The organism is Methylocystis sp. Uni0008 (assembly GCF_056838045.1).
This window is the reverse complement of record NZ_CM166370.1, coordinates 1994747-2019559: the sequence shown is the minus strand read 5'-3', so window position 1 is coordinate 2019559 and position 24813 is coordinate 1994747. Positions and strand designations below refer to the sequence as shown.

The 24813-nt window shown below is 59.0% G+C and carries 25 protein-coding genes and 1 pseudogene; 13 read left to right on the top strand and 13 right to left on the bottom strand.

Going from position 1 to position 24813, the window contains the following annotated elements; all coding sequences use genetic code 11:
• Window positions 1-474: 474 nt before the first annotated feature.
• Window positions 475-2091, top strand: coding sequence for a Y4lR C-terminal helical domain-containing protein (locus AC0X69_RS10080; RefSeq protein ID WP_482607330.1), 1617 nt, complete (start codon window positions 475-477; stop codon window positions 2089-2091).
• Between the two features lie 266 nt (window positions 2092-2357).
• On the top strand, window positions 2358-2564 hold the full coding sequence (locus AC0X69_RS10075) for a hypothetical protein (protein WP_482607328.1): 207 nt from the start codon (window positions 2358-2360) through the stop codon (window positions 2562-2564).
• Between the two features lie 192 nt (window positions 2565-2756).
• Here the strand turns inward: AC0X69_RS10075 and AC0X69_RS10070 are convergent, their stop codons facing one another.
• From AC0X69_RS10070 to tnpA, 4 genes are all read right to left on the bottom strand, one after another.
• The gene (locus AC0X69_RS10070) at window positions 2757-2990 is read right to left on the bottom strand and encodes a hypothetical protein (protein ID WP_256032252.1); all 234 of its coding nucleotides are present in this window, start codon (window positions 2988-2990) and stop codon (window positions 2757-2759) included.
• Window positions 2991-2992: 2 nt separating this feature from the next.
• Window positions 2993-4603: an IS66 family transposase gene (gene tnpC / locus AC0X69_RS10065; RefSeq protein ID WP_482607327.1), complete on the bottom strand. Its 1611-nt coding sequence runs from the start codon at window positions 4601-4603 to the stop codon at window positions 2993-2995.
• A 70-nt stretch (window positions 4604-4673) separates the two neighbouring features.
• Window positions 4674-5021 carry an IS66 family insertion sequence element accessory protein TnpB gene (gene tnpB / locus AC0X69_RS10060; protein ID WP_482607326.1) on the bottom strand — a complete coding sequence of 116 codons (348 nt, stop codon included), beginning with the start codon at window positions 5019-5021 and terminating at the stop codon, window positions 4674-4676.
• Window positions 5018-5389, bottom strand: a complete 372-nt coding sequence (gene tnpA / locus AC0X69_RS10055; protein ID WP_256035853.1) for an IS66-like element accessory protein TnpA — start codon at window positions 5387-5389, stop codon at window positions 5018-5020. Before tnpA ends, tnpB begins: the two co-directional genes overlap by 4 nt.
• Window positions 5390-5509: 120 nt before the next feature.
• Here tnpA and istA point away from each other — a divergent pair, with 120 nt between their 5' ends.
• The 7 genes from istA to AC0X69_RS10020 all read left to right on the top strand — a co-directional run bounded on the left by istA (window position 5510) and on the right by AC0X69_RS10020 (window position 12469).
• Window positions 5510-6751, top strand: a complete 1242-nt coding sequence (gene istA / locus AC0X69_RS10050; protein WP_482607324.1) for an IS21 family transposase — start codon at window positions 5510-5512, stop codon at window positions 6749-6751.
• A complete protein-coding gene (istB, locus tag AC0X69_RS10045; protein ID WP_482607322.1) occupies window positions 6748-7614 on the top strand; it encodes an IS21-like element helper ATPase IstB in 867 nt (288 codons plus the stop codon). The genes istA and istB overlap by 4 nt, the downstream gene beginning before the upstream one ends.
• Window positions 7615-7811: 197 nt before the next feature.
• Window positions 7812-8609: a dienelactone hydrolase family protein gene (locus AC0X69_RS10040; RefSeq protein ID WP_482613278.1), complete on the top strand. Its 798-nt coding sequence runs from the start codon at window positions 7812-7814 to the stop codon at window positions 8607-8609.
• Window positions 8610-8810: 201 nt separating this feature from the next.
• Entirely contained in the window at window positions 8811-9461 is a 651-nt protein-coding gene (locus tag AC0X69_RS10035; protein WP_482613277.1) for an EVE domain-containing protein, read from the top strand.
• Between the two features lie 54 nt (window positions 9462-9515).
• A complete protein-coding gene (locus tag AC0X69_RS10030; protein ID WP_482607591.1) occupies window positions 9516-10643 on the top strand; it encodes an IS630 family transposase in 1128 nt (375 codons plus the stop codon).
• Window positions 10644-10683: 40 nt separating this feature from the next.
• On the top strand, window positions 10684-11157 hold the full coding sequence (locus tag AC0X69_RS10025) for a type II restriction enzyme NmeDI-related protein (RefSeq protein ID WP_482613276.1): 474 nt from the start codon (window positions 10684-10686) through the stop codon (window positions 11155-11157).
• Between the two features lie 232 nt (window positions 11158-11389).
• A complete protein-coding gene (locus tag AC0X69_RS10020) occupies window positions 11390-12469 on the top strand; it encodes an IS630 family transposase (protein WP_482613275.1) in 1080 nt (359 codons plus the stop codon).
• A 19-nt stretch (window positions 12470-12488) separates the two neighbouring features.
• Here AC0X69_RS10020 and AC0X69_RS10015 read toward each other — a convergent pair whose 3' ends face one another.
• From AC0X69_RS10015 to AC0X69_RS09985, 7 genes are all read right to left on the bottom strand, one after another.
• The gene (locus AC0X69_RS10015) at window positions 12489-13616 is read right to left on the bottom strand and encodes an IS630 family transposase (protein ID WP_482607591.1); all 1128 of its coding nucleotides are present in this window, start codon (window positions 13614-13616) and stop codon (window positions 12489-12491) included.
• A gap of 100 nt (window positions 13617-13716) precedes the next feature.
• The gene (locus tag AC0X69_RS10010) at window positions 13717-14844 is read right to left on the bottom strand and encodes an IS630 family transposase (RefSeq protein WP_482607591.1); all 1128 of its coding nucleotides are present in this window, start codon (window positions 14842-14844) and stop codon (window positions 13717-13719) included.
• Between the two features lie 126 nt (window positions 14845-14970).
• Window positions 14971-16269, bottom strand: coding sequence for an IS701 family transposase (locus AC0X69_RS10005; protein WP_482613274.1), 1299 nt, complete (start codon window positions 16267-16269; stop codon window positions 14971-14973).
• 121 nt (window positions 16270-16390) lie between these two features.
• The gene (locus AC0X69_RS10000; RefSeq protein WP_482607591.1) at window positions 16391-17518 is read right to left on the bottom strand and encodes an IS630 family transposase; all 1128 of its coding nucleotides are present in this window, start codon (window positions 17516-17518) and stop codon (window positions 16391-16393) included.
• Between the two features lie 878 nt (window positions 17519-18396).
• Window positions 18397-18780 (bottom strand): c-type cytochrome, encoded by a 384-nt coding sequence (locus AC0X69_RS09995; protein ID WP_482613273.1) that lies wholly within the window; start codon window positions 18778-18780, stop codon window positions 18397-18399.
• Window positions 18781-18866: 86 nt separating this feature from the next.
• The gene (locus AC0X69_RS09990) at window positions 18867-19340 is read right to left on the bottom strand and encodes an Hsp20/alpha crystallin family protein (protein ID WP_482613272.1); all 474 of its coding nucleotides are present in this window, start codon (window positions 19338-19340) and stop codon (window positions 18867-18869) included.
• A 57-nt stretch (window positions 19341-19397) separates the two neighbouring features.
• Window positions 19398-19781: a DUF1614 domain-containing protein gene (locus tag AC0X69_RS09985; protein ID WP_482613353.1), complete on the bottom strand. Its 384-nt coding sequence runs from the start codon at window positions 19779-19781 to the stop codon at window positions 19398-19400.
• A 1120-nt stretch (window positions 19782-20901) separates the two neighbouring features.
• Here AC0X69_RS09985 and AC0X69_RS09980 point away from each other — a divergent pair.
• From AC0X69_RS09980 to AC0X69_RS09970, 3 genes are all read left to right on the top strand, one after another.
• Window positions 20902-21237 carry a hypothetical protein gene (locus AC0X69_RS09980; protein ID WP_482613271.1) on the top strand — a complete coding sequence of 112 codons (336 nt, stop codon included), beginning with the start codon at window positions 20902-20904 and terminating at the stop codon, window positions 21235-21237.
• A 160-nt stretch (window positions 21238-21397) separates the two neighbouring features.
• On the top strand, window positions 21398-22675 hold the full coding sequence (locus AC0X69_RS09975; protein WP_482609394.1) for an IS256 family transposase: 1278 nt from the start codon (window positions 21398-21400) through the stop codon (window positions 22673-22675).
• Window positions 22676-22769: 94 nt separating this feature from the next.
• The gene (locus AC0X69_RS09970; RefSeq protein WP_482613270.1) at window positions 22770-23141 is read left to right on the top strand and encodes a hypothetical protein; all 372 of its coding nucleotides are present in this window, start codon (window positions 22770-22772) and stop codon (window positions 23139-23141) included.
• An 84-nt stretch (window positions 23142-23225) separates the two neighbouring features.
• Here the strand turns inward: AC0X69_RS09970 and AC0X69_RS09965 are convergent, their stop codons facing one another.
• Window positions 23226-23369 (bottom strand): hypothetical protein, encoded by a 144-nt coding sequence (locus AC0X69_RS09965; RefSeq protein WP_482613269.1) that lies wholly within the window; start codon window positions 23367-23369, stop codon window positions 23226-23228.
• Window positions 23370-23604: 235 nt separating this feature from the next.
• A pseudogene (locus AC0X69_RS09960) lies at window positions 23605-23772 on the bottom strand (transposase); the annotation flags it as partial.
• Window positions 23773-24092: 320 nt separating this feature from the next.
• Here AC0X69_RS09960 and AC0X69_RS09955 point away from each other — a divergent pair.
• Window positions 24093-24686, top strand: a complete 594-nt coding sequence (locus AC0X69_RS09955; protein ID WP_482613268.1) for a hypothetical protein — start codon at window positions 24093-24095, stop codon at window positions 24684-24686.
• Window positions 24687-24813 lie beyond the last annotated feature (127 nt).

Sequence of the window (24813 nt, the reverse complement as noted above, 5' to 3'; positions counted from 1 at the left end):
ATAACTTGCCACCCAGACGAAGCCCTGTTCTCCTGAGACACTATAAACAGGCAAGCTCACCCGAGCTGATTTGTAAAGGTCCCCCAGAAAATCGATTAAAATCCCGCGATGCGGTGACTTGCCTTGCGCCAGCACCGAACGGTCATCAGAACAAAGACCGGTCGCGACAAGAGCGGAAAGAATAACCGTCGCTACGCCGTCAAGGTCAACATCGGAACCAAGCGCAAGTATTGCTGTGTGATCGATGCAAAGTTTTTCGACAGCTGATTATAGAATGATGCGCGGCCCACACACACTGAATGCTGGGCCGCGGCTTCTTCAACAAGAGGAGAGCTGCATATCTTTTAGCTAACGAGCCGCAACCGGATTTTCGATCCGGTGATTTGGTTGTGGGTATCATTTGGCGCGTTCGGCGAGGTGCGTGTATTCGGGGTAAGATGAAAATATTTAGGCAGGACTCCGAGGGCCAAGCCAATGAAAAAGTCCAAAACGGTTGCAAGCCCCGCGAAAAGAAAAGCCCGGACTAAAAAAGGGAGGGGCCAAATCGATCCAGCTTTGGATCTTTTCAAGGAACATGATGTCGATCTGTTAAAGATGCTCGCTTCCGGTCAAGGGGCGTTCGGCGCAGAGGATCCAGTCGATCTATTTTATGAATATTTGGAAGCTTGCAGACAGCGCAGCCTCGACGGCGATGAGGAAAGCGATTTATTGGCTGACCTCCTTGATAGCTTGTCCGAGCTTAAAATTGATTCCAACGGAGGAGACCCGGACGGCCGCGAAAAAATCCAGGCCGTTTACGGTCTGTTAGACGATGCGATTGAGGGCCATTTGCTGCAAGCGCCCGATTTGATGATGACAGGGAAAATTCTTTCTGACGCCGGATGGGATATTCCCGACAGCCTGAAGCAGGCCATGGCTGAGGCACTACAAGCTGCCCCGCCCGAAATGGAAGGCGGCACTGAAGCCAACCTCGTTTCGTCTTTGCTGGAAGTGGCCGATCAGGCAGGTCAAAATCCATTTGACGTCTACGAATATCTGAATTCCTTTTTAGCTTGTTTTCCGCCAGAGGCCGCTGCGATGATGCTGTCAGAAGTCATCGCCGCAAATAATGCCGTCATTAATCAGGCCGTCGCGGGGTTTCTCTTGCATCCTGACGCTGCCTTGGCGCAGTCAGTCGCTGAGGCCTTGGCTGCTTCCGCGAGCAAAAGTCCGGTTCAGAGTTCCCTGATTGAACGCCTTGTCCGTATGCGGCCTTGGCTGTTGCAGCACCGACAAGCACAGCTCGACACAGCCATAAAGGCTATGCGGTTGAACGCCCTCCCTCCGGAAAAAGCGGAGGCGCCAAAGATCATCAAATGTTATGCCTCGGTCTGCGATGGCTCGGGAACGAGAAGCGTGTTTGTCACGCAAAGGTTCGGCATTCGCTACCAAATTGCCACCGTGATGATGAAACCTTCTGGCGTTGCGGACGCGATGGTTATCTCGGAACTATCAAAGTCAGAAATGGACGCAATGGTTCGTGAATTGAAAACGTCTCTTCCGGTAATGGAAACAGAATTAGGCGGGATAAGTCGGTTGCTGGCCCTTGCAATTGCTGACAACCTCACTCACGGAAATCCGCCGCCGTTCAAGTTGGTCGAGGTGGTGGAGAGTCTCTGCATTGGCCCGCTGCACCCCGATCATGCTCAGGCCGCGGAAATCATAAACGGTCTCCTGGCAGATCTCCCGCCCGAGCAATCAAACCCGACAGCCGTGGCAAAAGCTCATGCAGATATTCTCGACAGCGAATTTGCTTATCAGTGGTTCGAAGCTGGCGAGGCGGTGGAAGACCTGCTCTACCCCGTGAAAGGCTTCAAACAGCGCGTCGAAAAACTTATGAAGGCTCATCTACCCGAACGACGGGCTTTTTGGGCGCGTCAGTGTGCGATTTCCGCCCTTGTGATGCACGGGGACAAAAAAAGTTGTCTTGCGTCTTGGAGGCAATTGGCTCTTGTTGGGCGTGACATTGCCTCGGACCTGCCGCTAGGTCACATACCGCTGATGAAGAAGATAGCCGAGCTCTCCGTGCAGGCTTTTGAACAGCGACGGTAGGGTGACTGGTTGACTTTAGGAAACGTAATCGCCGTAGCGATACGGAGCGCAGAGTTCTAGGGCGGTGCCGTTCAGGATCAAAGGGGATGTCCCGAAAAACATTGAAAATGGAGGAGCGGCGTTGCTCGCCTTGAGCTGCGAATAGTGGCGCTGCGGCAGATCGCGGGATTGCCAGACTTGAACGCCGTCCTATATTGACCGCGTCGCGAAGGCGCGACCTGCAAAGACTAAGGCAAACCTGAAGGAGAAAAAGAAAGGGGAAAGCCATGACGCAGGATTTCATCGTCACCGATCAAGCAAGCGTATGGTTGTTCGAGCCCCTTAGCGAAGCTGCGCAAAGGTTCGTACGCGAGAACGCGTACTTCGATGAGTGGCTATGGGAAGGTCAGCGCTACGCGGTTGATTTTCGCAGCGCAGGAGCCCTTGCCGAGGATCTAGTTGATGAGGGCTTCCAAGTGGTGACGAAGCACTAAGCCTCGCTGGCGGCGAATCGACAAGCCTCGCGCAAGAGATAACCACGCCTCGCGCCTCGCCCCTACGGACGGGGCGCTTTTGTATGGCTTTAAAATCAGCGGTTCAATCATTGCGTAACGGATGAGAGCCAAACGTCGCGGTTGGTTTCGTATGCATCCGGCGTGGGCCGCAGGGGCTGATCTCGCGCTGCGTCAGGCGTCCGCGCTCGATTTCAAGTCCTTGTGGATTTCGATGAGTTCGACGAGAGTTTCGATGCCGAAGTCGGTGAATGCGAGAACGCCGTCGTCTCCGATGCCGTAGACCCAGATGACGCCGTCCTCGGCATCCATTTCGAGAGCGACGTCGTGGATGAAGTCGACGCTCTCACCGAGACGTGCGGCGACGCGCTCGACGGTCGTGACGTGATCGACCTTGTTGACGTGCATGCTCAGGCCGCCAGCGCTGATGCCCGCTGAGCCGGCGGGCGCCAGTTCCACGGAAGCAGTTCATCAAGCCGGTGCGCGGGATGGGCGGCGATGCGCGCGAGGACATCGGCGAGCCATGCCTGCGGATCAACGCCATTCATCTTAGCCGTCACGATGAGGCCGTACATGGCCGCGGCGCGCTGTCCGCCGCGATCCGATCCGCAGAACAACCACGACTTTCTTCCCAAAGCGATGCCGCGCAATCCGCGCTCGGCGGCATTGTTGGACATGCAGACGCGCCCATCGTCGAGGAACAGCGTGAAGGCCGCCCAGCGCTTCAGCAAGTAGTTGATCGCCTTGGCCAGATCATGCCCGCGCGAGAGCCGGGCAAGCTGTTCGCGCATATAGGTCTCGAGTGCGTCGACAAGAGGGCGGCTCGAGGCATGTCGAACCGCAACGCGCTCCTGAGGGCTCCTGCCGTTGATCGCCCGCTCGATCGCAAACAGCGCGTCGATGCGACGAACAACCTCGATCGCGATCGGCGAGAGCGGTATCTCCTTCTTGCCGGAAGCCTTGCGACGCGCATTCTCCTCGAGATCAGCCATGGCGAAGAACGGTCGGCGTGCGTGAACCCAACAGGCCGCCTCCTGGATCGGACCCGGTTTGCGGTCCGCCAGATAAAGCTTGTTGTAGCCGTCATAGGCGTCGGCCTGCAGGATGCCGGCATAGCCCGCCAGATGGGTTTGCGGATGTTCGCCCTTCCGATCGCGCGAGTAGTAGAAGATCGCGGCCGGCGGCCCGGCGCCGCCGAACGGTCTGTCATCGCGAACATAAACCCAGCAACGCCCGGTGTCGGTCTTGCCCTTCGCCAGCACCGGCACTGTGGTGTCGTCCCCGTGCAACCGTTCGGCGGCCATTACATGGGCCTCGATGAGGCGACGGAGGGGATCGAGCGCCACGCAGACGGCGCCAACCGCGTCGGCCATTGTCGACAGCGCGATCGGCGCGCCCTCCAGCGCATAGCGCTCCGCCTGGCGGTTCAGCGGCTGGTGCTGTCCGAACTTCTCGAACACGATCATCGCCAGCAGGCTCGGCCCCGCCCACGCCCGCGGCACCGGATGGAACGGCGCCGGCGTCTGCGTGATCTTCTCGCAGTCCCGGCACGAGAACTTCTCCCGCACAGTCTCGATCACTTTCCATTGACGCGGGGTCGTCTCCAGCGTCCGCGTCACATCCTCGCCGAGCTTGCGCAAACGCGCGCCCCCACAGCATGCGCACGCGGTCGGTGGATCAATCACCACGCGCTCGCGTGGCAAATGCTCGGGGAATGTGTTGCGCTCCGGCCGCTTGCGCGTGAACCCCGCGACGGTGGTCGTTCTAGCGACAGCGTGCTCCGCGGCCAGTTCGTCTTCCGTCGCGTTTGCTTCCAGTTCTTCGAGTTCGAGCGACAACTGATCGAGCAGCCTTGCCGAGCGCTCCGACTTCTGCCCGTGAATCTGGCGCTGCAACTTTGCAATCTGAAGCCTCTGCGCGGCAATCAGCGCCATGTCTTCCGACGCTTTCGCCCGCGCCACGGCCAGCTCCGCTTTCAGCGCAGCGTTTTCGTCGAAAAGGGCTTTGGCCGCAGCATCCATGAAGCGAAGTGAATCACAAAACGCGTGATTTGTGGCGCCCCAAAATGCAGTCACCCCAGCTTTTTGCGCCTCACCCCGCGCTTTGCGGCCTGAAGGTGAGTTGCGGATTTCGCCAGTCGATCCCTTCCAGCATATAGGCCATCTGCCCGGCCGAGATCGACACCGCGCCCGCGCTCGCCGCAGGCCAGATGAACTTTCCCCGGTCGAGACGCTTGGCGTAGAGCGACAGGCCGATCCCGTCGTGCCAGAGGATTTTGGCGAGATCGCCACGGCGTCCTCGGAAGATATAGAGATCGCCAGCATGCGGATCGCGCTTCAGCTGCTCCTGAACCTGAAGCGCCAAGCCCTGCATGCCGCGGCGCATGTCCGTGTGGCCCGTCGCGATCCAGACCCGGCAGCCCGCCGGCAGCGGGATCATCGGCGCAGCGCCTTCACGACCCGCGACAGCGCGGCTGTCTCGACATCGGCCCACACAATGATCCGATCCCCCTCGGCGAGCACGATCTCCATCTGGCCGGTCGACCCTGGAGCGGAATATTCCGACGTCGCGTCCGGCGTGATCGTTACGGGCAGGATCGGTGCGCGTTCCTGCGGCGTGGCCAGCTCGACGCCAAACTGCCGACGCCAGGTGAAGAGCTGGTTCGTGTTGAGGTCGTGCCGTCGCGCAACCTCGGCGATCGAAGCTCCATCCTCGAGGCTCTCGTCGACGATCCGGCGCTTCTCATCGAGAGACCAGGACCGGCGCCTGCGCCGGAGAGCCGGCGAATCGGCATCGTTGCGCGACATCGGCGATAGTGTCCGCTTGTAACAGTAGTGGACACGATCGTCGCGCCACCCGTCACGCAGCTATCTCAAAAACCGCAATCAACGCCAGGCGGCCCCCCGCGGAGGCATACGGAAATTGTCATGATCCTGGAATTACATCGTCAGGGCGTCTCTGTGTCCGCGATCGCGCGCCAGCTCGGAATCGACCGGAAGACCGTCCGCAAGCACATCGCCGCGGGGCTGACGGCGCCCAGCTACAAGGCGCGGCCGCCGCGCGAACGCGCGATCGCAACTTTCGAGGCCTATCTGCGGGAGCGCCTCGTCGCCTATCCGGCGCTGAGCGGCCGCCGGCTATGGCGAGAGATCAAGGATCGCGGATATGCCGGCGGCTACACTGCGGTCACCGACTTCCTGCGCGAACTTCGGCCGCCGCGCTCGAAAGGCTTCGAGGTGCGCTTCGAGACGCCGCCTGGCGAACAGGCTCAGGTCGACTTCGCCCGCTTCGATGTCGAGTTCCTCGACGAGCTCGGCGTCAAGCGGATCGTCTGGCTCTTTTCCATGGTCCTGGGGCATTCCCGCTTCATCTGGGCGCGCTTCGTCCTGCACCAGGATATGCAAAGCGTCCTACGCTGCCATATGGCCGCCTTCGAGGCGCTCGGCGGCGTCCCGCGCGAGATCCTCTACGATCGCATGAAGACGGCCGTTATCGGGGAAGACCCGGATGGCCTCGTTGTCTACAATCGCGCGCTACTGGATCTGGCGCGCCATTACGGCTTTCAGCCGCGCGCCTGCAAACCCTACCGCGCCAAAACGAAGGGCAAGGTTGAGCGGCCCTTCCGCTACATCCGGGAAGACTTTTTCCTCGGCGGCGCCTTCCGCAATCTTGATGACCTGAACGCCCAGCTCCGAATCTGGCTCGATACGATCGCCAATCCGAGGGTCCACGCCACGACCAGGCGCGTCGTCGATGAGGCTTTCGCCGAAGAGAAGGCGTCGCTCAAGCCGGTGCCGTCGACGCCCTATCAGGCGGTGCTTCGGCTCGAGCGGCGCGCGTCGCATGAAGGCATGGTCAGCGTCGGCGGCAATCTCTACAGCGTCCCGGACACGACCCGGCGACGCGTCCTTGATGTCCATGTCTTCGCCGACGCCATCCGCATCTTCGAGGACGGCGAATTGATCGCCGCCCATGCGCCGCTCGAAGGCCGCGGCGAAAAACGTCTCGATCCGGCGCATCGCAGAATGCCGTTGCAAGCGTATCGTCGCCGGCCGCCCGACGCATTGCCGTCCCTCATGCTGCGCGCCGGCGATCACGCCGCGAGACGCCCGCTGGCCTTCTATGACGCGGTGGGGCGCCGGCTGGCGATGCAGGGAGGCTCACGATGAATGCAACGCCCTCCGCCGTCATCGACCGCGTCAAACGCAATCTCGTCGGCCTGAGAATGCCGCGCGCCCTCGAAATCCTCGACATCACCCTGCGCGGCATCGAGCGTGGCGAGACTACGGCGCTCGACGCGCTCGACATTCTGCTCACCGAAGAACTGACGCTACGCGAGAACCGCCGCGTCCGGATGGCGCTCCAGATGGCGCGCCTGTCCGCCGTCAAGACGCTCGCCGGCTTCGACTTCGCCTTCCAGCCGTCGCTCGACAAGAGCCGCGTCATGGCGCTCGCCGAATTGCAGTTCATCGATCGCGCCGAAGCGGTTCATCTCATCGGACCGCCCGGCACAGGCAAAACCCATCTCAGCCTGGCGCTCGGCGTCGAGGCGGTTAAAGCCGGCCGCAGCGTCTACTTCGCCTGCCTCGCCGACATCATCACAACATTGGCCAAGGCCGAACGCGAAGGGGCGCTGCGGGAGAAGATCCGTTACTTCTGCCGCTTCTCGCTGCTGATCGTCGACGAGATCGGCTATCTGCCGGTTACGCCCGGCGGCGGCAATCTGTTCTTCCAGCTCGTCAACGCCCGCTATGAAAGGGGCGCCATGATCCTCACCTCGAACCGCGGCTTCGCGGAATGGGGCGAGATCTTTGGCGATCCAGTCGTCGCCACGGCGCTCCTCGACCGTCTCCTGCATCACGCCGTCGTCTTCCAGATCGAAGGCTCGAGCTATCGCCTGCGCGAGCACGCCGACCTCTTGCCCGAACATGTTCGGACGAAAGCCAGCATCCAACCCGCGCCAATCCCGCCGACCCTGCGTCGTCGCGGACGCCCGCCAAAAAACGGAGGCGCCGATCAAGACCTCGGCTGATCGCCACGCCCGCCAACTGGGGAATTTTACTCCGGCGCTTCTGGGGAAATTAACATCGGCATTTACACCTGCGACTAATCCGCATCCTAATAATATCACAACTCCCGAGGCTTCCTTACTTCAGTTTCATTTTATCCGCGCCTTGGAAGGCCTCCATCAATATCCTGCTTTGACGAACAACCAGGAGCGCTGCTGCGATGTCTTCCTGTCTCGACGGTTATGACAGTTTCGCCTTCACCCATAAACCTTGGACCCGAACCGTATTCCGACGGGGAAAAGGGCCAGCAGTGATTGTGATCCATGAAATTTTTGGCCTTCACCCCCTTGTGGTGCGGCTTGCGGATCGCATCGCAGCGGCCGGACTGACCGTTTACTTGCCAACTCTCTTTGGAGAGCCTTGTCGGCCCTTTTCGACGCTGTATCAGATAAAAAGCACGGCAACGGTGCTCTGCATCCGACGCGAGTTCACTGTTTGGGCAAGCGACAGGTCGAGTCCCATCGTCGAGTGGTTACGCGCCCTGGCCCGTCACGCTCAGAACGAGAGCGGCGGGCGAGGCGTTGGCGCAATCGGCCTTTGTCTTACGGGTGGTTTCGCCCTTGCAATGATGACCGAGCCGGCAGTTGTTGCGCCGGTTCTCGGGGAACCGTCTCTGCCCGTGGCGATTTCACCTTCACTGCGACGCGCCATAGACGCATCACCTGAAGAGATTGCTTGCGCCCGACGAAGGCTTGCTGACGAAAATTTGTCCATGATCGGTTTGCGGTTTCGAGGCGACCCATTTGTTCCCGACGAAAGATTCGAAATGCTCCGGCGTGAATTTGGAGAGCGATTTGAAGCTATCGAACTCGACCCCACAGATGCTAACCCTGAAGGCCCGCGCCCGACTCACTCAGTTCTTACTCTTCATTTGCGAGACGACGATCCCGACGGCCCAACGCGAAAAGCCGAAGCGAAAGTCATCAGCTTTCTTCGAGAGCGCCTTGGCGTAAAATGATCCTTGCTGGCCTTGCTGGTAACGAATCAACATCGGATCTCGTGACTTGGTTACGACCCGATTTCGATTTCAGAGCATTTGTCCCCAATGTGCGCTGAAAGAGTCAACGAAGGAAAATTCGGAGTTGATCGTGGCCCAAGAATACCCTGACTTCATCCCAATGCTCCAACTCCAACTGCTCCACAGGGGTTTTCGAAAGAGATGAATTACTGGCTGGATTTATTCACTCCACACACGTGGGAGCGGTTTCAGGAGAACGGCTCAAATACCAGTGGGTTCCGTCCTCGGCAGCGAAAGACGGCTTTTGAACGTGTGCAGAAGGGCGATCTGTTTCTTTGTTACTTGGTAAAACTATCAAGGTGGTGCGGCGTTTTAGAAGTTATGAGCAACGCGTTCGAGGACACCAGTCCGATTTTCGCTGACCCAGACCCTTTCACGATCAGGGTTCAGGTAAAACCTCTGATTATCCTTGATTTTGAGCATTCTATACCAGTAGAACTTCCAGATCTTTGGAACAATCTATCATTTACACGTGAGCTTAAAGCAGGAAGTTTTGGCTGGGCGCAATCTGCTAAGCTTCGTCAATCGCTTGTAAGCATCTCTCACCCTGATGGTGATGTCATCAAAGCCGCCTTGGAAAACCAAAGAGCTAAATCGGTTTCCTATGCGTTGGACGCCGCCGATCTCCGCCACGTGAGAAATCGCGATGTCGTCCGCACAGAACGGGGTGAGATTGAGGTGGTCGTTCCTGAGCGAGAACAAGCCACCCCCCAACCAGGGGAACTGGTTTCTGAAGTTCGGACCTCGCACACTGTTCAGGCAAAGCTAGTGTCCTGTCCCAGAAATTACTAGCCACGTTTTCGCGATTGTGATTCCTTCGGCCCAGGCGGGATTCGGGAGGGCGGCATGGCGAGGGACGGAGCGACCAAAGCGAGCAAGATTGAGCTCAGCGAGAACGAACGGGAATACCTCAAAAGGCTCGTCCGGCGACGCAAGGTGGCGCGTGGGCATGCGCAACGCGCGGAGATCGTGTTGCGGGCCGCTGACGGGCTCAACAACTGCGAGATCGCGGCTGCGGTCGGTGTAACGCGGCAGACCGTGCGCACATGGCGCGAGCGTTTCGCCAAGCACCGTCTCGATGGTCTCGACGATGAGCCGCGCTGTGGCGCGCCACGCAAGATCGGCGACGACCGCGTTGAGGAGATCGTGACCAGGACACTCGAAACGCAGCCCAAGAACGCGACGCACTGGAGCACGCGCGGCATGGCGAAAGCATCGGGCGTGTCGACTTCGTCGGTTCATCGCATTTGGCGTGCATTCTCCCTACAGCCGCATCGCACCGAGACTTTCAAGCTCTCGACCGACCCGCAGTTCGTCGAGAAAGTGCGCGACATCGTTGGCCTCTATCTCGATCCGCCCGACAAGGCGCTGGTGATATGCGTGGATGAAAAGAGCCAAATACAAGCGCTTGATCGAACGCAGCCGCTGCTGCCGATGCGCCCTGGACAAGTCGAGCGGCGCACGCACGACTACGACCGCCACGGCACTACGACGCTCTTTGCCGGCTTCATCGCTGCTGTCACGGCTGAGACGACCGTGAAGGCTGGCAGTGTGATCGGCACATGCATGCCGCGCCATCGCGCGCAGGAGTTCCGCAAGTTTCTCGACGAAGTGGAGAGCAACGTTCCCGCCGGCCTCGACATTCACGTCGTGATGGACAACGCTTCGAGCCATAAGACGCAAGTGATCCGCAACTGGTTCGCCAAGCGGCCCCACTGGCACATGCATTTCACGCCGACATCGTCGTCGTGGATCAATCAGGTCGAACGCTTCTTCGCGCTGCTGGCCGAAAAGCAGATCAAGCGAGGCGCGCACAAGTCCGTCAAAGACCTCATCGCCGCCATCAAGGCTTTCCTCGCCCAACAGAACGCTGATCCGAAGCCGCTGCGCTGGACCAAGTCAGCCGACGACATTCTGGCCTCCATCGAACGCTTCTGCCGTCGCACCCTCGACCTCCAAGCCAAAGCTGGATAGAAACTTCTGAATCAGGACACTAGTTCAGCTCGGTGCGATTTTGGGCTTCACGGTCTGGGTTCCATCTGCGGACAGGGGCAAGATTTTTGAGCTTCTTTCGCAGAAGGTGCAGAGCAAAGTCGCAACGAACTTGCCGCTCAATTACGACAGCACAACTCTTAAAACCATCGAAAACATTGACGTGATTTGGCTGGAACGGCGCTCAGTTGCAAGAGCGTTTGAAGTAGAGCACACGACCTCAATCTACTCCGGCTTACTTCGCATGGCCGATCTGCTCGCTTTGCAGCCAAGAATTGATATCCGACTGCACGTCGTGGCTCCGGCTGAACGGCGCGACCAAGTTCGCCGGGAGATTTTGAGACCTGTTTTTTCCGTGATGGAGGGGGGAGCGATGGCCGATAAGTGCTCCTTCTTGTCATACCACGCGGTAGATCAGCTGTTGGCGTTAAAGGGTCTGTCTCATATGAATGAAAGCATTCTTGAGGAGTATGAAGAGTTTTTCGATGAAGCTTAGTTAAGGTTGAAATGCGCCTGGTACGACTAGCTTCGCTGAAAGAGGACCTCGCGTCCAAGTCCCTCTTTGGTCTGCACGATGGGCCGACAGCCATGGGGCAACTCTGCTCCGTGACTCAACCCGAGTTCCATCGCCAGCTCAGGATCGAGACAAACATGGCCTAGTGGATAAAATCTGACGATTGAGTCCTTTGAGGGATTCCTATCGCTTATTGCGCGTGCGAGTCTGGGTGATGCGCACGGGAATCTCCATCACGTTGTCGTCGGCCGATCGGAAGCGGCTTCAGACCATCGTTAAGGACCGGAACGCGGCTCAAAAGCATGTCTGGCGAGCCGGGATCGTTCTGCTTTCCGCCGACGGCGTCGGCACGAACGAGATCATGCGCCAGACCGGCACGTCGAAGACCTGCGTCTGGCGCTGGCAGGCGCGGTTCATGGAGGAAGGCGTTGACGGCCTTCTTCGCGACAAGACCCGCCCGTCTCGCGTTCGACCGCTCGGGCAGGACGTCGCCGAACGGATCGTCGCCTTGACGCAGCAAGAGCCGCCTTGCGAAGCGACGCATTGGACCGGCGCGATGATGGCGAAGGCCGTCGGCGTTTCCGTCAGCTCGGTTCAGCGCATCTGGCGCGCGCACGGGCTTCAGCCACACCGCCTGCGCCTGTTCAAGCTCTCCAACGATCCGGACTTCGTCACGAAATTGCGCGATGTCGTCGGGCTCTATGTCGATCCGCCGGCGCACGCCATCGTGCTCAGCGTCGACGAGAAGAGCCAGATACAAGCGCTTGATCGCACCCAGCCCGGTCTGCCGATGAAGAAGGGCCGCGCCGGAACCCTGACGCATGACTACAAAAGGAACGGAACGACCACGCTGTTCGCCGCGCTCAACGTGCTCGACGGCAAAGTGATTGGCCGCAACATGCAGCGTCACCGCCATCAGGAATTTATCCGCTTCCTCAACGCCATCGAGGCGGAGGTTCCCGCCGGCAAGCTCGTGCATGTGATCCTCGACAATTACGCCGCTCACAAGCACCCTAAGGTGCGCCGATGGCTCCAGCGCCACGAACGCTTCACCTTCCACTTCACGCCGACATCGTGCTCCTGGCTCAACGCTGTCGAAGGCTTTTTCGCCAAGCTCACAAAGCGTCGGTTGAAGCGCGGCGTCTTCCGATCGATCGTCGACCTACAGGCCGCCATCCATCGCTTTCTAGAAGAGCACAACGAACAGTCCAAACCCTTCACCTGGACCGCCGATCCTGACAAAATCATCGCCGCCGTCAGACGCGGGCATCAAGTGTTAGATTCGATCCACTAGTGTCCTGATTCAGAAGTTTCTATCCAGCTTTGGCTTGGAGGTCGAGGGTGCGACGGCAGAAGCGTTCGATGGAGGCCAGAATGTCGTCGGCTGACTTGGTCCAGCGCAGCGGCTTCGGATCAGCGTTCTGTTGGGCGAGGAAAGCCTTGATGGCGGCGATGAGGTCTTTGACGGACTTGTGCGCGCCTCGCTTGATCTGCTTTTCGGCCAGCAGCGCGAAGAAGCGTTCGACCTGATTGATCCACGACGACGATGTCGGCGTGAAATGCATGTGCCAGTGGGGCCGCTTGGCGAACCAGTTGCGGATCACTTGCGTCTTATGGCTCGAAGCGTTGTCCATCACGACGTGAATGTCGAGGCCGGCGGGAACGTTGCTCTCCACTTCGTCGAGAAACTTGCGGAACTCCTGCGCGCGATGGCGCGGCATGCATGTGCCGATCACACTGCCAGCCTTCACGGTCGTCTCAGCCGTGACAGCAGCGATGAAGCCGGCAAAGAGCGTCGTAGTGCCGTGGCGGTCGTAGTCGTGCGTGCGCCGCTCGACTTGTCCAGGGCGCATCGGCAGCAGCGGCTGCGTTCGATCAAGCGCTTGTATTTGGCTCTTTTCATCCACGCATATCACCAGCGCCTTGTCGGGCGGATCGAGATAGAGGCCAACGATGTCGCGCACTTTCTCGACGAACTGCGGGTCGGTCGAGAGCTTGAAAGTCTCGGTGCGATGCGGCTGTAGGGAGAATGCACGCCAAATGCGATGAACCGACGAAGTCGACACGCCCGATGCTTTCGCCATGCCGCGCGTGCTCCAGTGCGTCGCGTTCTTGGGCTGCGTTTCGAGTGTCCTGGTCACGATCTCCTCAACGCGGTCGTCGCCGATCTTGCGTGGCGCGCCACAGCGCGGCTCATCGTCGAGACCATCGAGACGGTGCTTGGCGAAACGCTCGCGCCATGTGCGCACGGTCTGCCGCGTTACACCGACCGCAGCCGCGATCTCGCAGTTGTTGAGCCCGTCAGCGGCCCGCAACACGATCTCCGCGCGTTGCGCATGCCCACGCGCCACCTTGCGTCGCCGGACGAGCCTTTTGAGGTATTCCCGTTCGTTCTCGCTGAGCTCAATCTTGCTCGCTTTGGTCGCTCCGTCCCTCGCCATGCCGCCCTCCCGAATCCCGCCTGGGCCGAAGGAATCACAATCGCGAAAACGTGGCTAGTAATTTCTGGGACAGGACACTAGTGTCCTGATTCAGAAGTTTCTATCCAGCTTTGGCTTGGAGGTCGAGGGTGCGACGGCAGAAGCGTTCGATGGAGGCCAGAATGTCGTCGGCTGACTTGGTCCAGCGCAGCGGCTTCGGATCAGCGTTCTGTTGGGCGAGGAAAGCCTTGATGGCGGCGATGAGGTCTTTGACGGACTTGTGCGCGCCTCGCTTGATCTGCTTTTCGGCCAGCAGCGCGAAGAAGCGTTCGACCTGATTGATCCACGACGACGATGTCGGCGTGAAATGCATGTGCCAGTGGGGCCGCTTGGCGAACCAGTTGCGGATCACTTGCGTCTTATGGCTCGAAGCGTTGTCCATCACGACGTGAATGTCGAGGCCGGCGGGAACGTTGCTCTCCACTTCGTCGAGAAACTTGCGGAACTCCTGCGCGCGATGGCGCGGCATGCATGTGCCGATCACACTGCCAGCCTTCACGGTCGTCTCAGCCGTGACAGCAGCGATGAAGCCGGCAAAGAGCGTCGTAGTGCCGTGGCGGTCGTAGTCGTGCGTGCGCCGCTCGACTTGTCCAGGGCGCATCGGCAGCAGCGGCTGCGTTCGATCAAGCGCTTGTATTTGGCTCTTTTCATCCACGCATATCACCAGCGCCTTGTCGGGCGGATCGAGATAGAGGCCAACGATGTCGCGCACTTTCTCGACGAACTGCGGGTCGGTCGAGAGCTTGAAAGTCTCGGTGCGATGCGGCTGTAGGGAGAATGCACGCCAAATGCGATGAACCGACGAAGTCGACACGCCCGATGCTTTCGCCATGCCGCGCGTGCTCCAGTGCGTCGCGTTCTTGGGCTGCGTTTCGAGTGTCCTGGTCACGATCTCCTCAACGCGGTCGTCGCCGATCTTGCGTGGCGCGCCACAGCGCGGCTCATCGTCGAGACCATCGAGACGGTGCTTGGCGAAACGCTCGCGCCATGTGCGCACGGTCTGCCGCGTTACACCGACCGCAGCCGCGATCTCGCAGTTGTTGAGCCCGTCAGCGGCCCGCAACACGATCTCCGCGCGTTGCGCATGCCCACGCGCCACCTTGCGTCGCCGGACGAGCCTTTTGAGGTATTCCCGTTCGTTCTCGCTGAGCTCAATCTTGCTCGCTTTGGTCGCTCCGTCCCTCGCCATGCCGCCCTCCCGAATCCCGCCTGGGCCGAAGGAATCACAATCGCGAAAACGTGGCTAGTAATTTCTGGGACAGGACACTAGCACTACTTTGGCAGTTTAGGCTCGACGTGTTTGGCGAGCAGCCGATCACAATGCGGACATCGCGTTGGGGGAGGTCGCGCGAAGATGTCGAGAATGGCCTGCCGGATGGCTGGCATGCTCGGTTGTGGCGGCGGTCCCCCGATTCTTTTTTTTCCGCCCCGCGGCTTTAAGGCGGCGGGATTGGAGGAAGGCGTAGGCGATCATCGTCATCAATGCGTGTCGATGCAAACCGGTCCAGGACCGACCTTCGAAGTGATCGAGGCCGAGTTCCTCCTTGAGCTGCTGATGCGCCTGCTCACAGATCCATCTGGCTTTGATCGAGGCGGCGAGCTTCTTCAGGCTTGTATCTGCTGGCAAGTTCGACACATAGTATTTTTGCTCGCCCGTCGACCGGCGTTCGCCGACGAGCCAGACCTCGTCGCCCGGCATGCACTGCATACGATTGTCGCGCATGCGGTGCTTGTGGCCATCCGCTACGCGAATACGTCGAGCCGCGAAGAGACATGTCAGCCGGCCTTTGGTTCCCCGCCGCCAACTGACCTTTTGCCATTTCTCGCCGGCTAACGCCGCTTCAGCGGAGACCGGCGGTTGATCGGGGATGTGATATTTGCGGGGCTTCCCTGCTTTTGCGACAGGGAACGCCAGAGCGACATCTGCCGGGTAGACGTTCTGGCGTCGCGACAGCCCCACTGCCCATAGTAGACCACGCGCGCTCAGAGACTGACGGAAAGGCCCGCTGGAGCCGTAACCTGAATCTGCAAGGACGCAGCCGAAACGCACGCCCGAGGCGATGACGCGGTCGATCTCCTCGATCGCGATCTCCGGCTTGCTCAGCGCGCCCCGCCTGTCCTCTGGGACGCGCGCCCGCGTCATGCGCTCGGGATCATTTGTCCAGCTTTCGGGCAGGAAGAGCCGCAGACCCACCATCACAGGAACCTCGCGCGACGCCAGGGTGAGCGAGACCAGCGACTGACAATTGGCGGTCTTTCCCAGCGACGATGCATATTGCGGCGCGACGCCGACCGAATACGCGCCCTTTTTCGGCAGGGCCGTATCGTCGACGATCAGCCACGCGTCGACGCCGCCGACCATCCTGTCGGCTTCGACGAGCAGCGCCTTCTCCAGCGGCGCGGCGTCCCATACGCCGCTGGCGATGAAGTGATGAAGCTGGTCGTATCCAACGTCGCCGTCGCACGCTGCCATGGGCTGCATGCTCTTGCGATCACCCGCGCCTATCAGCCCTGCAACATACACTGGGCACATCCGCGCCCGCGCCTTGTGTCGTAAAGCGCCAAGGAAAGGCGTCAGCCACCGCTCGAGATCTGACTTCCAAGTCTCGTCCATGGTCGGCCCTCCCGAAAGCCGACCTCCTATGAATCACGCAATGCGCGTCGCGGGAATCCCAAAAAAGCCTGACCTCTCAAAAATCTGCCAAAGTAGTGCTAGTGTCCTGATTCAGAAGTTTCTATCCAGCTTTGGCTTGGAGGTCGAGGGTGCGACGGCAGAAGCGTTCGATGGAGGCCAGAATGTCGTCGGCTGACTTGGTCCAGCGCAGCGGCTTCGGATCAGCGTTCTGTTGGGCGAGGAAAGCCTTGATGGCGGCGATGAGGTCTTTGACGGACTTGTGCGCGCCTCGCTTGATCTGCTTTTCGGCCAGCAGCGCGAAGAAGCGTTCGACCTGATTGATCCACGACGACGATGTCGGCGTGAAATGCATGTGCCAGTGGGGCCGCTTGGCGAACCAGTTGCGGATCACTTGCGTCTTATGGCTCGAAGCGTTGTCCATCACGACGTGAATGTCGAGGCCGGCGGGAACGTTGCTCTCCACTTCGTCGAGAAACTTGCGGAACTCCTGCGCGCGATGGCGCGGCATGCATGTGCCGATCACACTGCCAGCCTTCACGGTCGTCTCAGCCGTGACAGCAGCGATGAAGCCGGCAAAGAGCGTCGTAGTGCCGTGGCGGTCGTAGTCGTGCGTGCGCCGCTCGACTTGTCCAGGGCGCATCGGCAGCAGCGGCTGCGTTCGATCAAGCGCTTGTATTTGGCTCTTTTCATCCACGCATATCACCAGCGCCTTGTCGGGCGGATCGAGATAGAGGCCAACGATGTCGCGCACTTTCTCGACGAACTGCGGGTCGGTCGAGAGCTTGAAAGTCTCGGTGCGATGCGGCTGTAGGGAGAATGCACGCCAAATGCGATGAACCGACGAAGTCGACACGCCCGATGCTTTCGCCATGCCGCGCGTGCTCCAGTGCGTCGCGTTCTTGGGCTGCGTTTCGAGTGTCCTGGTCACGATCTCCTCAACGCGGTCGTCGCCGATCTTGCGTGGCGCGCCACAGCGCGGCTCATCGTCGAGACCATCGAGACGGTGCTTGGCGAAACGCTCGCGCCATGTGCGCACGGTCTGCCGCGTTACACCGACCGCAGCCGCGATCTCGCAGTTGTTGAGCCCGTCAGCGGCCCGCAACACGATCTCCGCGCGTTGCGCATGCCCACGCGCCACCTTGCGTCGCCGGACGAGCCTTTTGAGGTATTCCCGTTCGTTCTCGCTGAGCTCAATCTTGCTCGCTTTGGTCGCTCCGTCCCTCGCCATGCCGCCCTCCCGAATCCCGCCTGGGCCGAAGGAATCACAATCGCGAAAACGTGGCTAGTAATTTCTGGGACAGGACACTAGCTTGACACCATCTTTGTGGCATTTTTCGACGACAGCCCCAATGACTGCAGCAGCCTGCTCGACGGTATGATTTGCAAACTTGATCGGGACGGGTTTTCGGCTGATCTGGATGAGCTGGGATATCGCGATTGCAAGTTGGCTAGTGTCTGCCATCGCTTCGGGCCTTTTTGCTGCGAAAAGCATTTCAATAATGCTTCGTTGATAATGGTTCCCGCAACAAGAATATTTCGATGCCCCACCATCCGATGTTTCAGCGAAAGCATCTGGCGTTTGATGATTCGACTCGGACGCAATGCAATCAACTCTCAACGTCTCGGTTTCCGAGCCCGTCACCCGGATGTAACCTCATCGTCGCTTCCTCTGAGTTGGGGAAACCGAATTACGACGGCAGCTCTACCGCTGCGCGAGTTAATTCGCCGACGCCCTGTTCCGGTTAGTACATACCGACCCCTGTTGTCGTCCCAGAGCATTAAATGATGCTGCAATGCTCTTTCACGCAGGATCATTGTCATGGGATCATGGACATGCTCCGGGGCGATGTCGCCGTGCACATCCACCTTCTTGAGCGCCTCGATAAGCCGGTCTTCGAGCTTTTCCTTCATGTCGTCTTATATCTGGAAGGAAACGGGCCTCTTATCAAGAACGCTCGGAATGATTCTCCACCCGACCTCTCCGTCGAAAATGGTTGCGGGGGGCCACTAGGCTTCCTTCAGATCCAAGGGTGCACGATGAGCGGCACCGTTCGAGGCAAAACGGCTCCTCGGGCCGGTCAAATCGTCAAAATTGCTATGCAGTCCCTATTTTGGTTCTCGTTCTTGCCCGTTACGCAGGCTGGAAAGATACGCGGCGATCTGCCGGATTTCCGTTTCCGTGAGTTCCAGCCTCGGCATACCGCCGGGATGAGCGATGTTGCTTTGAGTGGATAAGAGGAAGACCCTCAGATTTTCGTATGTCGCCTTGGATCCCCTCGCAATCTCGGACAACGGCGCTCCCATGAAAGATGAGGCGTGCTCTTTGCTCGTTTGTGACGGCATGGCATGGCAAGGCGAACAGGTCTTTGAGAACAATTCTCTACCCGGCTGAACATCCAATGGGTCGAAGGGAGCTGCCGTTGCTTGCAGTGAGAGCGCCGCGCCGACGGCGACGAAAGCAATGGTCGGATAGATACTCTTGTTGGCCACAGGTTGACTCATGCATCGTTGTCGTCGAATCGGATTCAGACTGCAACTGCCGGGGAGCGTGGAGCTCCCCAGCTTCGGCTGGCTCGTCATGCCTGCGGAGGCGCGCCCGTCTTGATTTCGATTGTCTTGGGGCTTTCGACCACCTCAGCAGGCTTCGTCACGGTGACATGGAGAACGCCCTTATCCAGGTGGGCCTCAATCGCTCCGTCCTTGGGGGTAAAGGGTAAGGAGATAGAACGGTAGAACGAGCCAAAGCTGCGTTCCTCGATATGCCAATCCTTTTCATCCCTCTTCGTTTCCTGCTTCTTCTCGCCGGACACGGTTAGCTGATTGCCCTCAAGGTTGACCTTGATGTCCTTTTCCTCAACTCCAGGAAGCTCTGCCGTGATCTCAATCGCCGTGTCGGTTTCCGCAACGTTCACCGCCGGCGCCCCAGCTCCAAGCGACAAACTCGGCAGGGTCTTGTCCGCCTCCCTAAACCAGTCTTCCATTTCCCGACGAAAAGCTTTGAAGGGGTCTGCCGCTAATTCCGCTCTCGACCACAAACTTGGCAGCCTCATTGAAAACCTCCTTGAATGAATTTTTGACGCGGATCCAGCTTAATGATCTGCTGACGGCTATCTAATCTGACTATTCGTCGCATCAATGGCGCACGGAACGCCACGTATGAAATCCGCTTTACCTAAGCCGACGATGCGTTCAGGTCGCCGGTGCGTACTGAGTCGTCGCATATGGATGCACTGCTTCTCTGCGCCGCCACTTCTATCGTGATGACCGAATGCGCGTGTTGCTCTGGCGCCAAAGAACCGCGCTAAAAGGACCGCTGCGAGGCCGGTAACAAATATTCTGTCGAAAGTTTCCGCGCCGCCGATTGAAGCAACCGGCGTCCCGAGACCCTGAATTTTATCGAAATTCAGGATGTCCGCTCCGATCAACACCCCAAGGCTCCCGCCCGCATGCGCTAAGGGAGCGGCGTCTTCCCAGGAGACATTTGCAGCTATGGTGACTGCGGCTAGCGGCGGGAAAGATATCGACAGAGCAATCCTTGCTCTTTGAGCTCCGCTATCACGTCGGTTAGCTCGTCAAGAGCTTCGGATGAGCCCTCTGATCTTGATGTATCCAAAACAAACTATGCATATCGCGATGAGCGTGGCAGTCAAGACGGAACGCAATAACATGGCGACCCCTCCTGTACCGTATTCTGGTACGCGATGCATCTAGCGTCATGCAGATCAGAGGCAGAAAGAGGGCGATTTTTGCCTAGCTCGTTAGAAAAGCATACGATTCTTTAGGACTGTGACAACTGCGCAACTACTTCCGCCTAATCGTCGCCTTCTCAATTGGGTGATTGCGATGCAACATAGCGCTTCTTCTATCACACCCATGAGCCATCGCCTCCGTAATTACTCGCTTATCCTCGGCGGCGCTCAGGGCTTGTACTGGCTCTAGGGCACCTCGAAAAATTCCCTCTTCCAACCGTTACGCAAATCAGATTCAAACCTCGCAGGCTCTGAACGTAGGAGTTTGGCCCATGGCTGCGTGTTTGCGAGGCCCTATAAGACGGGCAGGGGGCTCGGTTCCACTAATTTTAGACTGATCCGGTTAGACAAAATGCTGCGATTTCCTTAGTTTTTGATTCGAATTAGACAAAACCAAACTCCGCAAGCCATTGATATTATGAAAAAAGCACGAGCCTGAAAATCGCAGTGTCGGTGGTTCGATTCCGCCCCTGGGCACCACCATAACTCTATGAAATGAAAACATTTTCAGATTTATCTGTTTCGGGCTGATGGGCAGCTCTGCGGGCCAGGGGCACAGTGGGGGCACAAAACCTCTCGGCTGTCCCCGAACGCCGATGGACAGGCGTACTCCAGCACGAGATCGCTCAGTCGCACACTTTGCCGAAAGTTCGTCGTGCCTATGGATTCCCGCAGTCCCACGAAACTGAAGCGTGAGCACCGTGTCCAGCTGTCTAACCAGAGCATTGGGATCTTGCGTTGGGCTTTACGATCTCACCGACTGTAAAACTACCAGGGTCAATCGTCAGCACGGAAATTGCAGCTGGGTGAGAATTAAAAGGCACGTAAAAGCATTAGTTTGGCTTTCTATGCGGGGAAGTTTATGGCTGACAAAAAGAATTTGCCACTGAGCGATTCAGAAGATGTCGGCGACGATCAAATCGCTTGCGAAGAGGCAATCGAATATCTTCCAGTTGCAATTGCTAATCTAATTCCCTTGTCACCGGGGAAAAACGCGATCCAGGCTGCTGCAGCCGCTTATGCACATCTGAAGTTGAAATATCCAAGCATTATTGCATCAACGGCCGACGCTACAGAATACTTGAAGACAATCGATGCCGGTGATGAGCAGGAGCATCCGGCGCATCGTCAGTTGCTGGACATTGCGCATGTATATTGGCATCGGCGTAGCCAAAGCCAAATTTCAATGCAGAACTAGGAAAAATTAACAAGGCTGCATTAAATTTGCAATCTTTTCTTAAGCGTGCGCCTCGGTCAGTTCGGGGATGTCCCGAAGAATGTTGAAAATGGAGGAGCGGCGTTGCTCGCCTTGAGCCGTTAGGCTCGGGGTGCTGATTCCACGAAAGGAAAGCAACGCCATGAAGGAACATACCACATCGACGGCGATTCCCACGCATGCGCTGAAAGCCGAAGCGCTGGCGAGCATGTCGGCGAGCTTCGAGCGGTTCTGCCTTGCCGCCGGGGTCGAGGCGCTGAACGAGATGATGGAGCAGGATGCGGCGGCGGTCTGCGGCGAGCGTCACGAGCGGGGCGAACGGCGCAAGGCGCATCGCTGGGGGAGGACGAGAGGCAAGATTGGCTTCCACGGCGGCAAGGTCGAGATCGAGCGCCCGCGCGTTCGCGGGCTCGATGGCAAGGAACAGGTTCTGCCGAGCTGGGAAAACGCCATTAACGAAGATTTGCTCGGCAAATGGGCGATGAACCAGATGCTGATCAACGTCTCGACGCGCAGGTTCAAACGTTCGGTTCGCCTGCCCGAGGGAGACGTTCCATCGCCCGAGGGGGCCGGGCTGTCGAAGTCGGCGACGTCCCGCCGTTTCGTCGCGCTGTCGGCTTCGCGCATGAAGGCGTGGATGGAAAGCAGGCTCGATGCACTCGATCTGCTGGCGATCCAGATCGACGGCATTCACATGGACGAGGACCTGATCCTCGTCGCGGCGATCGGCGTCGACGCGAACGGCGACAAACACCCGCTCGGCCTCGTCGAGGGCGCGACGGAAAACGCGACGACCGTGCAGGCGCTCATCGACAATCTCGTCGAGCGTGGGCTCGATCCCAGCGCGCCGCGGCTCTTCATCATCGACGGCTCGAAAGCACTGTCCAAGGCGATCCGGCGGACCTTCGGACGCGACGCGGCGATCCAGCGTTGCCAGGTTCACAAGGCGCGCAACATTCTGGAGCGCTTGCCCAAATCCATGCACGCCTCGGTGAAGCGCGTCTTGCGGCAAGCCTGGGAACTGGACGACGCCGACAAAGCCGAAAAGCTCATTCGCAATCTCGCGCGCCGTCTCGAACGCGATTGGAAGGGCGTTTCAGCTTCGATTCTGGAAGGCCTCGACGACATGCTCACCGTCACGAGGCTGAAACTTCCGCGGGAGCTGCGCCGATCGCTCGCCTGCACGAACATCGTCGAGAACGTCATGAGCACGGTGCGCCGCGTCTGCCGAAACGTTAAATACTGGCGGTCGGCATCGATGGCCCTGCGCTGGGCCGCCGCCGCCATGCAGGAAGCAAGCAAAGGCTTCCGGCGATTGAAGGCGCACAAGCATCTGCAAGCTCTCCGAGCCGCTCTGGTGCAGCGAAACGCAAAGGCCGCGTCAGCGGCGCACCTTGTTCAAACCGCCGAGGCCGCATAAGATTTGTCACGCAGCAGCCGCTTCGCGCTTTTCAACAGCGACCGGGACATCCCCGTCAGTTCATTTCCTCCTTGACAGGAACTTCAAGTTTGCCGTGAGCGATTCTCATTCCAAGCTTCACGCGTTCGAAATTTCTCTTGAAGAGTTAATCGTGGCATCCGGCACGAAAGTCCACCAAGAAGGCCCTCGAGGTGCGCGGCCAAAAGTTCATGTGCGATATTTGGCCTCAAAACTAATTGAGTTATGGGAGGAGTCGGGAAATGAATTCAAATGGCGATTTGATACCGGAGTACGCACGGGTGACGCCTCGGGCGATGAATTTGTCAGCGAGAGCGTGGAATTTGTCTGGGTACTCATGTCTCAGATCGACTCCAATCTGACGAAGAGCGAAGTTATAAAAGCGCTCAAAGAGCTATCAGCCCAACGATCTAACCCGCCATATTCACCGGAGCGGCTCGAAAGCTGAGGAATACGATGTAAATTCAGAGCCTTGTAGCAGGGTTGGCGTGTGGCAATTTTTGCCACGGGCACTTTCCGCCAAAACCCGCATTCATTGCACTTCGTGACTGAATCCGCTGCGATGAATAAGAGGGGCTAAAACAGGCTGTTGAAAAAGCCAGCGCTTGGCCTTGAGGACGGCTCCGTCGCCGTTGTTATAGGCGAAATCGATCTTAATGGTTCCGTCGTCGAGCAACTCGGCGGATCCTTCCCCGGCGACTTCGCCACTCTCGTCGAAGCCACGCCTCACGAAGAGGTGCGACCGTATTCGATATCAAGCGTTGCCTGCATGGCGCCGAGACGATTTCGCCGCGTCCGTCGGTGCCGATGACGATGGCCGCCGGTTCACACAGATCGACATAGCCCCGATTCCAAATATAGGCTTGGACGATCTGCCATCGACCGACAAGCCCACACCCTCGCCAGCGCGCTCATGTCGCCTCCATCAGCTTCGGCAGCCGGATCAGATTATAGGCGGCGGCTGCGAAGGTGAAAGCGAAGCCCACCCTGTCGCAACCCCGCAACTTTGTCTTCTCCTGCAAGGCGAACGTCTTGATCCAGCCGAAGCCTTCTTCGATTCTTTTGCGGATGCGCTGGCTGGGGTCGGGACATCTGCAACGGCAACCGCATCGACGACCGAGGCCGGTGCCAAAACCGCTATTGCCCGGCATATGAGGATTGTGACCGGGTGGCGCTAAAGGGCCCTCGTGCCTTGACCGCCCACTCAGAACCTTGATCTTGACAATAGGAATAAAATCCTCTATATTGTGCTGGCGAGCATTTCGCTTCGCTGAGCTGATAGGAAAAGCCACGTGAGAACTCGATTGAAGCCGTCGCTTCGACGGCCACCACGCGCACCATCGACTGTTCGACCGACACGGGGGCCTCTGGCCCCCTTCGTCTTTTTTGGAGGGCTGCCATGAGCGCCAAGCCGATTCACGCCGCCCAGCATGACGCCACGCCTGTGCTGATCGTCATGGGGCTCGACGACACGCGCAAACCGCACGCTTCCACCTTCGACGAAGAAAGCGCCGAACTGGCCAAGAAGGTGGCGGGGCTGATGGGCATGAGGGTTGTGCCCGTCGATACGGCCGAGCTTCAGGCGCTCGCGGCCAAGCTACCCCGGGGGCGGGTGTTCGCCAGCGGGCGGGCTTTCGTGCCCTTCGTGCGGGCGGGGCTGTATCAATCAATCGCCGCCGCCGGGCTGCCCCCCAAGGGCCCGAAACTGGCCTGTACGGCCTCGGCAGGCTCGCCCGAGGGCCATGGGGGCGCTGTGGGCGGCAGCGGGGCGGGCCGTATGGCTCAGGTAAAGCTGCCTGGAGGCTGGGGCGACATCGGCGTCGGCAGCGTCGTGCTCGCCACGACCGGCCCCGACCAAGGCTGGTATGAGGCAGAAGTAGTCGAAACCCACGACGACCTTTTGACGCTGACTTGGTGCAGTTGGCCCGAGGAGCCGCAGTTCCTTCGAAAGATATCGCAGGTCGGCCTGCTGCCGCCAACGGCAAGCTTCTGACGCCAAACGTGGCGGCGGCCCCCCTAGGCCGCCGTCGTATTGGTTTGGTTCGACAATTCGCTCCTCGACCGAGGGTGTGGCATGGGGGCGTTCAGTTGCGATGGGGGACGCCCGGCGATTTCGCGAC

Coding starts and splice junctions, on each gene's coding strand:
- AC0X69_RS10075 (WP_482607328.1), top strand. CDS start 2,358: ATGACGCAGGATTTCATCGTCACCGATCAAGCAAGCGTATGGTTGTTC.
- AC0X69_RS10070 (WP_256032252.1), bottom strand. CDS start 2,990: ATGCACGTCAACAAGGTCGATCACGTCACGACCGTCGAGCGCGTCGCC.
- AC0X69_RS10005 (WP_482613274.1), bottom strand. CDS start 16,269: ATGGACGAGACTTGGAAGTCAGATCTCGAGCGGTGGCTGACGCCTTTC.
- AC0X69_RS10040 (WP_482613278.1), top strand. CDS start 7,812: ATGTCTTCCTGTCTCGACGGTTATGACAGTTTCGCCTTCACCCATAAA.
- AC0X69_RS09990 (WP_482613272.1), bottom strand. CDS start 19,340: ATGAGGCTGCCAAGTTTGTGGTCGAGAGCGGAATTAGCGGCAGACCCC.
- istB (WP_482607322.1), top strand. CDS start 6,748: ATGAATGCAACGCCCTCCGCCGTCATCGACCGCGTCAAACGCAATCTC.
- AC0X69_RS10010 (WP_482607591.1), bottom strand. CDS start 14,844: ATGGCGAGGGACGGAGCGACCAAAGCGAGCAAGATTGAGCTCAGCGAG.
- tnpC (WP_482607327.1), bottom strand. CDS start 4,603: ATGGATGCTGCGGCCAAAGCCCTTTTCGACGAAAACGCTGCGCTGAAA.
- tnpA (WP_256035853.1), bottom strand. CDS start 5,389: ATGTCGCGCAACGATGCCGATTCGCCGGCTCTCCGGCGCAGGCGCCGG.
- AC0X69_RS10020 (WP_482613275.1), top strand. CDS start 11,390: ATGCGCACGGGAATCTCCATCACGTTGTCGTCGGCCGATCGGAAGCGG.
- AC0X69_RS09980 (WP_482613271.1), top strand. CDS start 20,902: ATGGCTGACAAAAAGAATTTGCCACTGAGCGATTCAGAAGATGTCGGC.
- AC0X69_RS10015 (WP_482607591.1), bottom strand. CDS start 13,616: ATGGCGAGGGACGGAGCGACCAAAGCGAGCAAGATTGAGCTCAGCGAG.
- AC0X69_RS10000 (WP_482607591.1), bottom strand. CDS start 17,518: ATGGCGAGGGACGGAGCGACCAAAGCGAGCAAGATTGAGCTCAGCGAG.
- AC0X69_RS10030 (WP_482607591.1), top strand. CDS start 9,516: ATGGCGAGGGACGGAGCGACCAAAGCGAGCAAGATTGAGCTCAGCGAG.
- tnpB (WP_482607326.1), bottom strand. CDS start 5,021: ATGATCCCGCTGCCGGCGGGCTGCCGGGTCTGGATCGCGACGGGCCAC.
- AC0X69_RS09975 (WP_482609394.1), top strand. CDS start 21,398: ATGAAGGAACATACCACATCGACGGCGATTCCCACGCATGCGCTGAAA.
- AC0X69_RS10035 (WP_482613277.1), top strand. CDS start 8,811: ATGAATTACTGGCTGGATTTATTCACTCCACACACGTGGGAGCGGTTT.
- AC0X69_RS09955 (WP_482613268.1), top strand. CDS start 24,093: ATGAGCGCCAAGCCGATTCACGCCGCCCAGCATGACGCCACGCCTGTG.
- istA (WP_482607324.1), top strand. CDS start 5,510: ATGATCCTGGAATTACATCGTCAGGGCGTCTCTGTGTCCGCGATCGCG.
- AC0X69_RS10080 (WP_482607330.1), top strand. CDS start 475: ATGAAAAAGTCCAAAACGGTTGCAAGCCCCGCGAAAAGAAAAGCCCGG.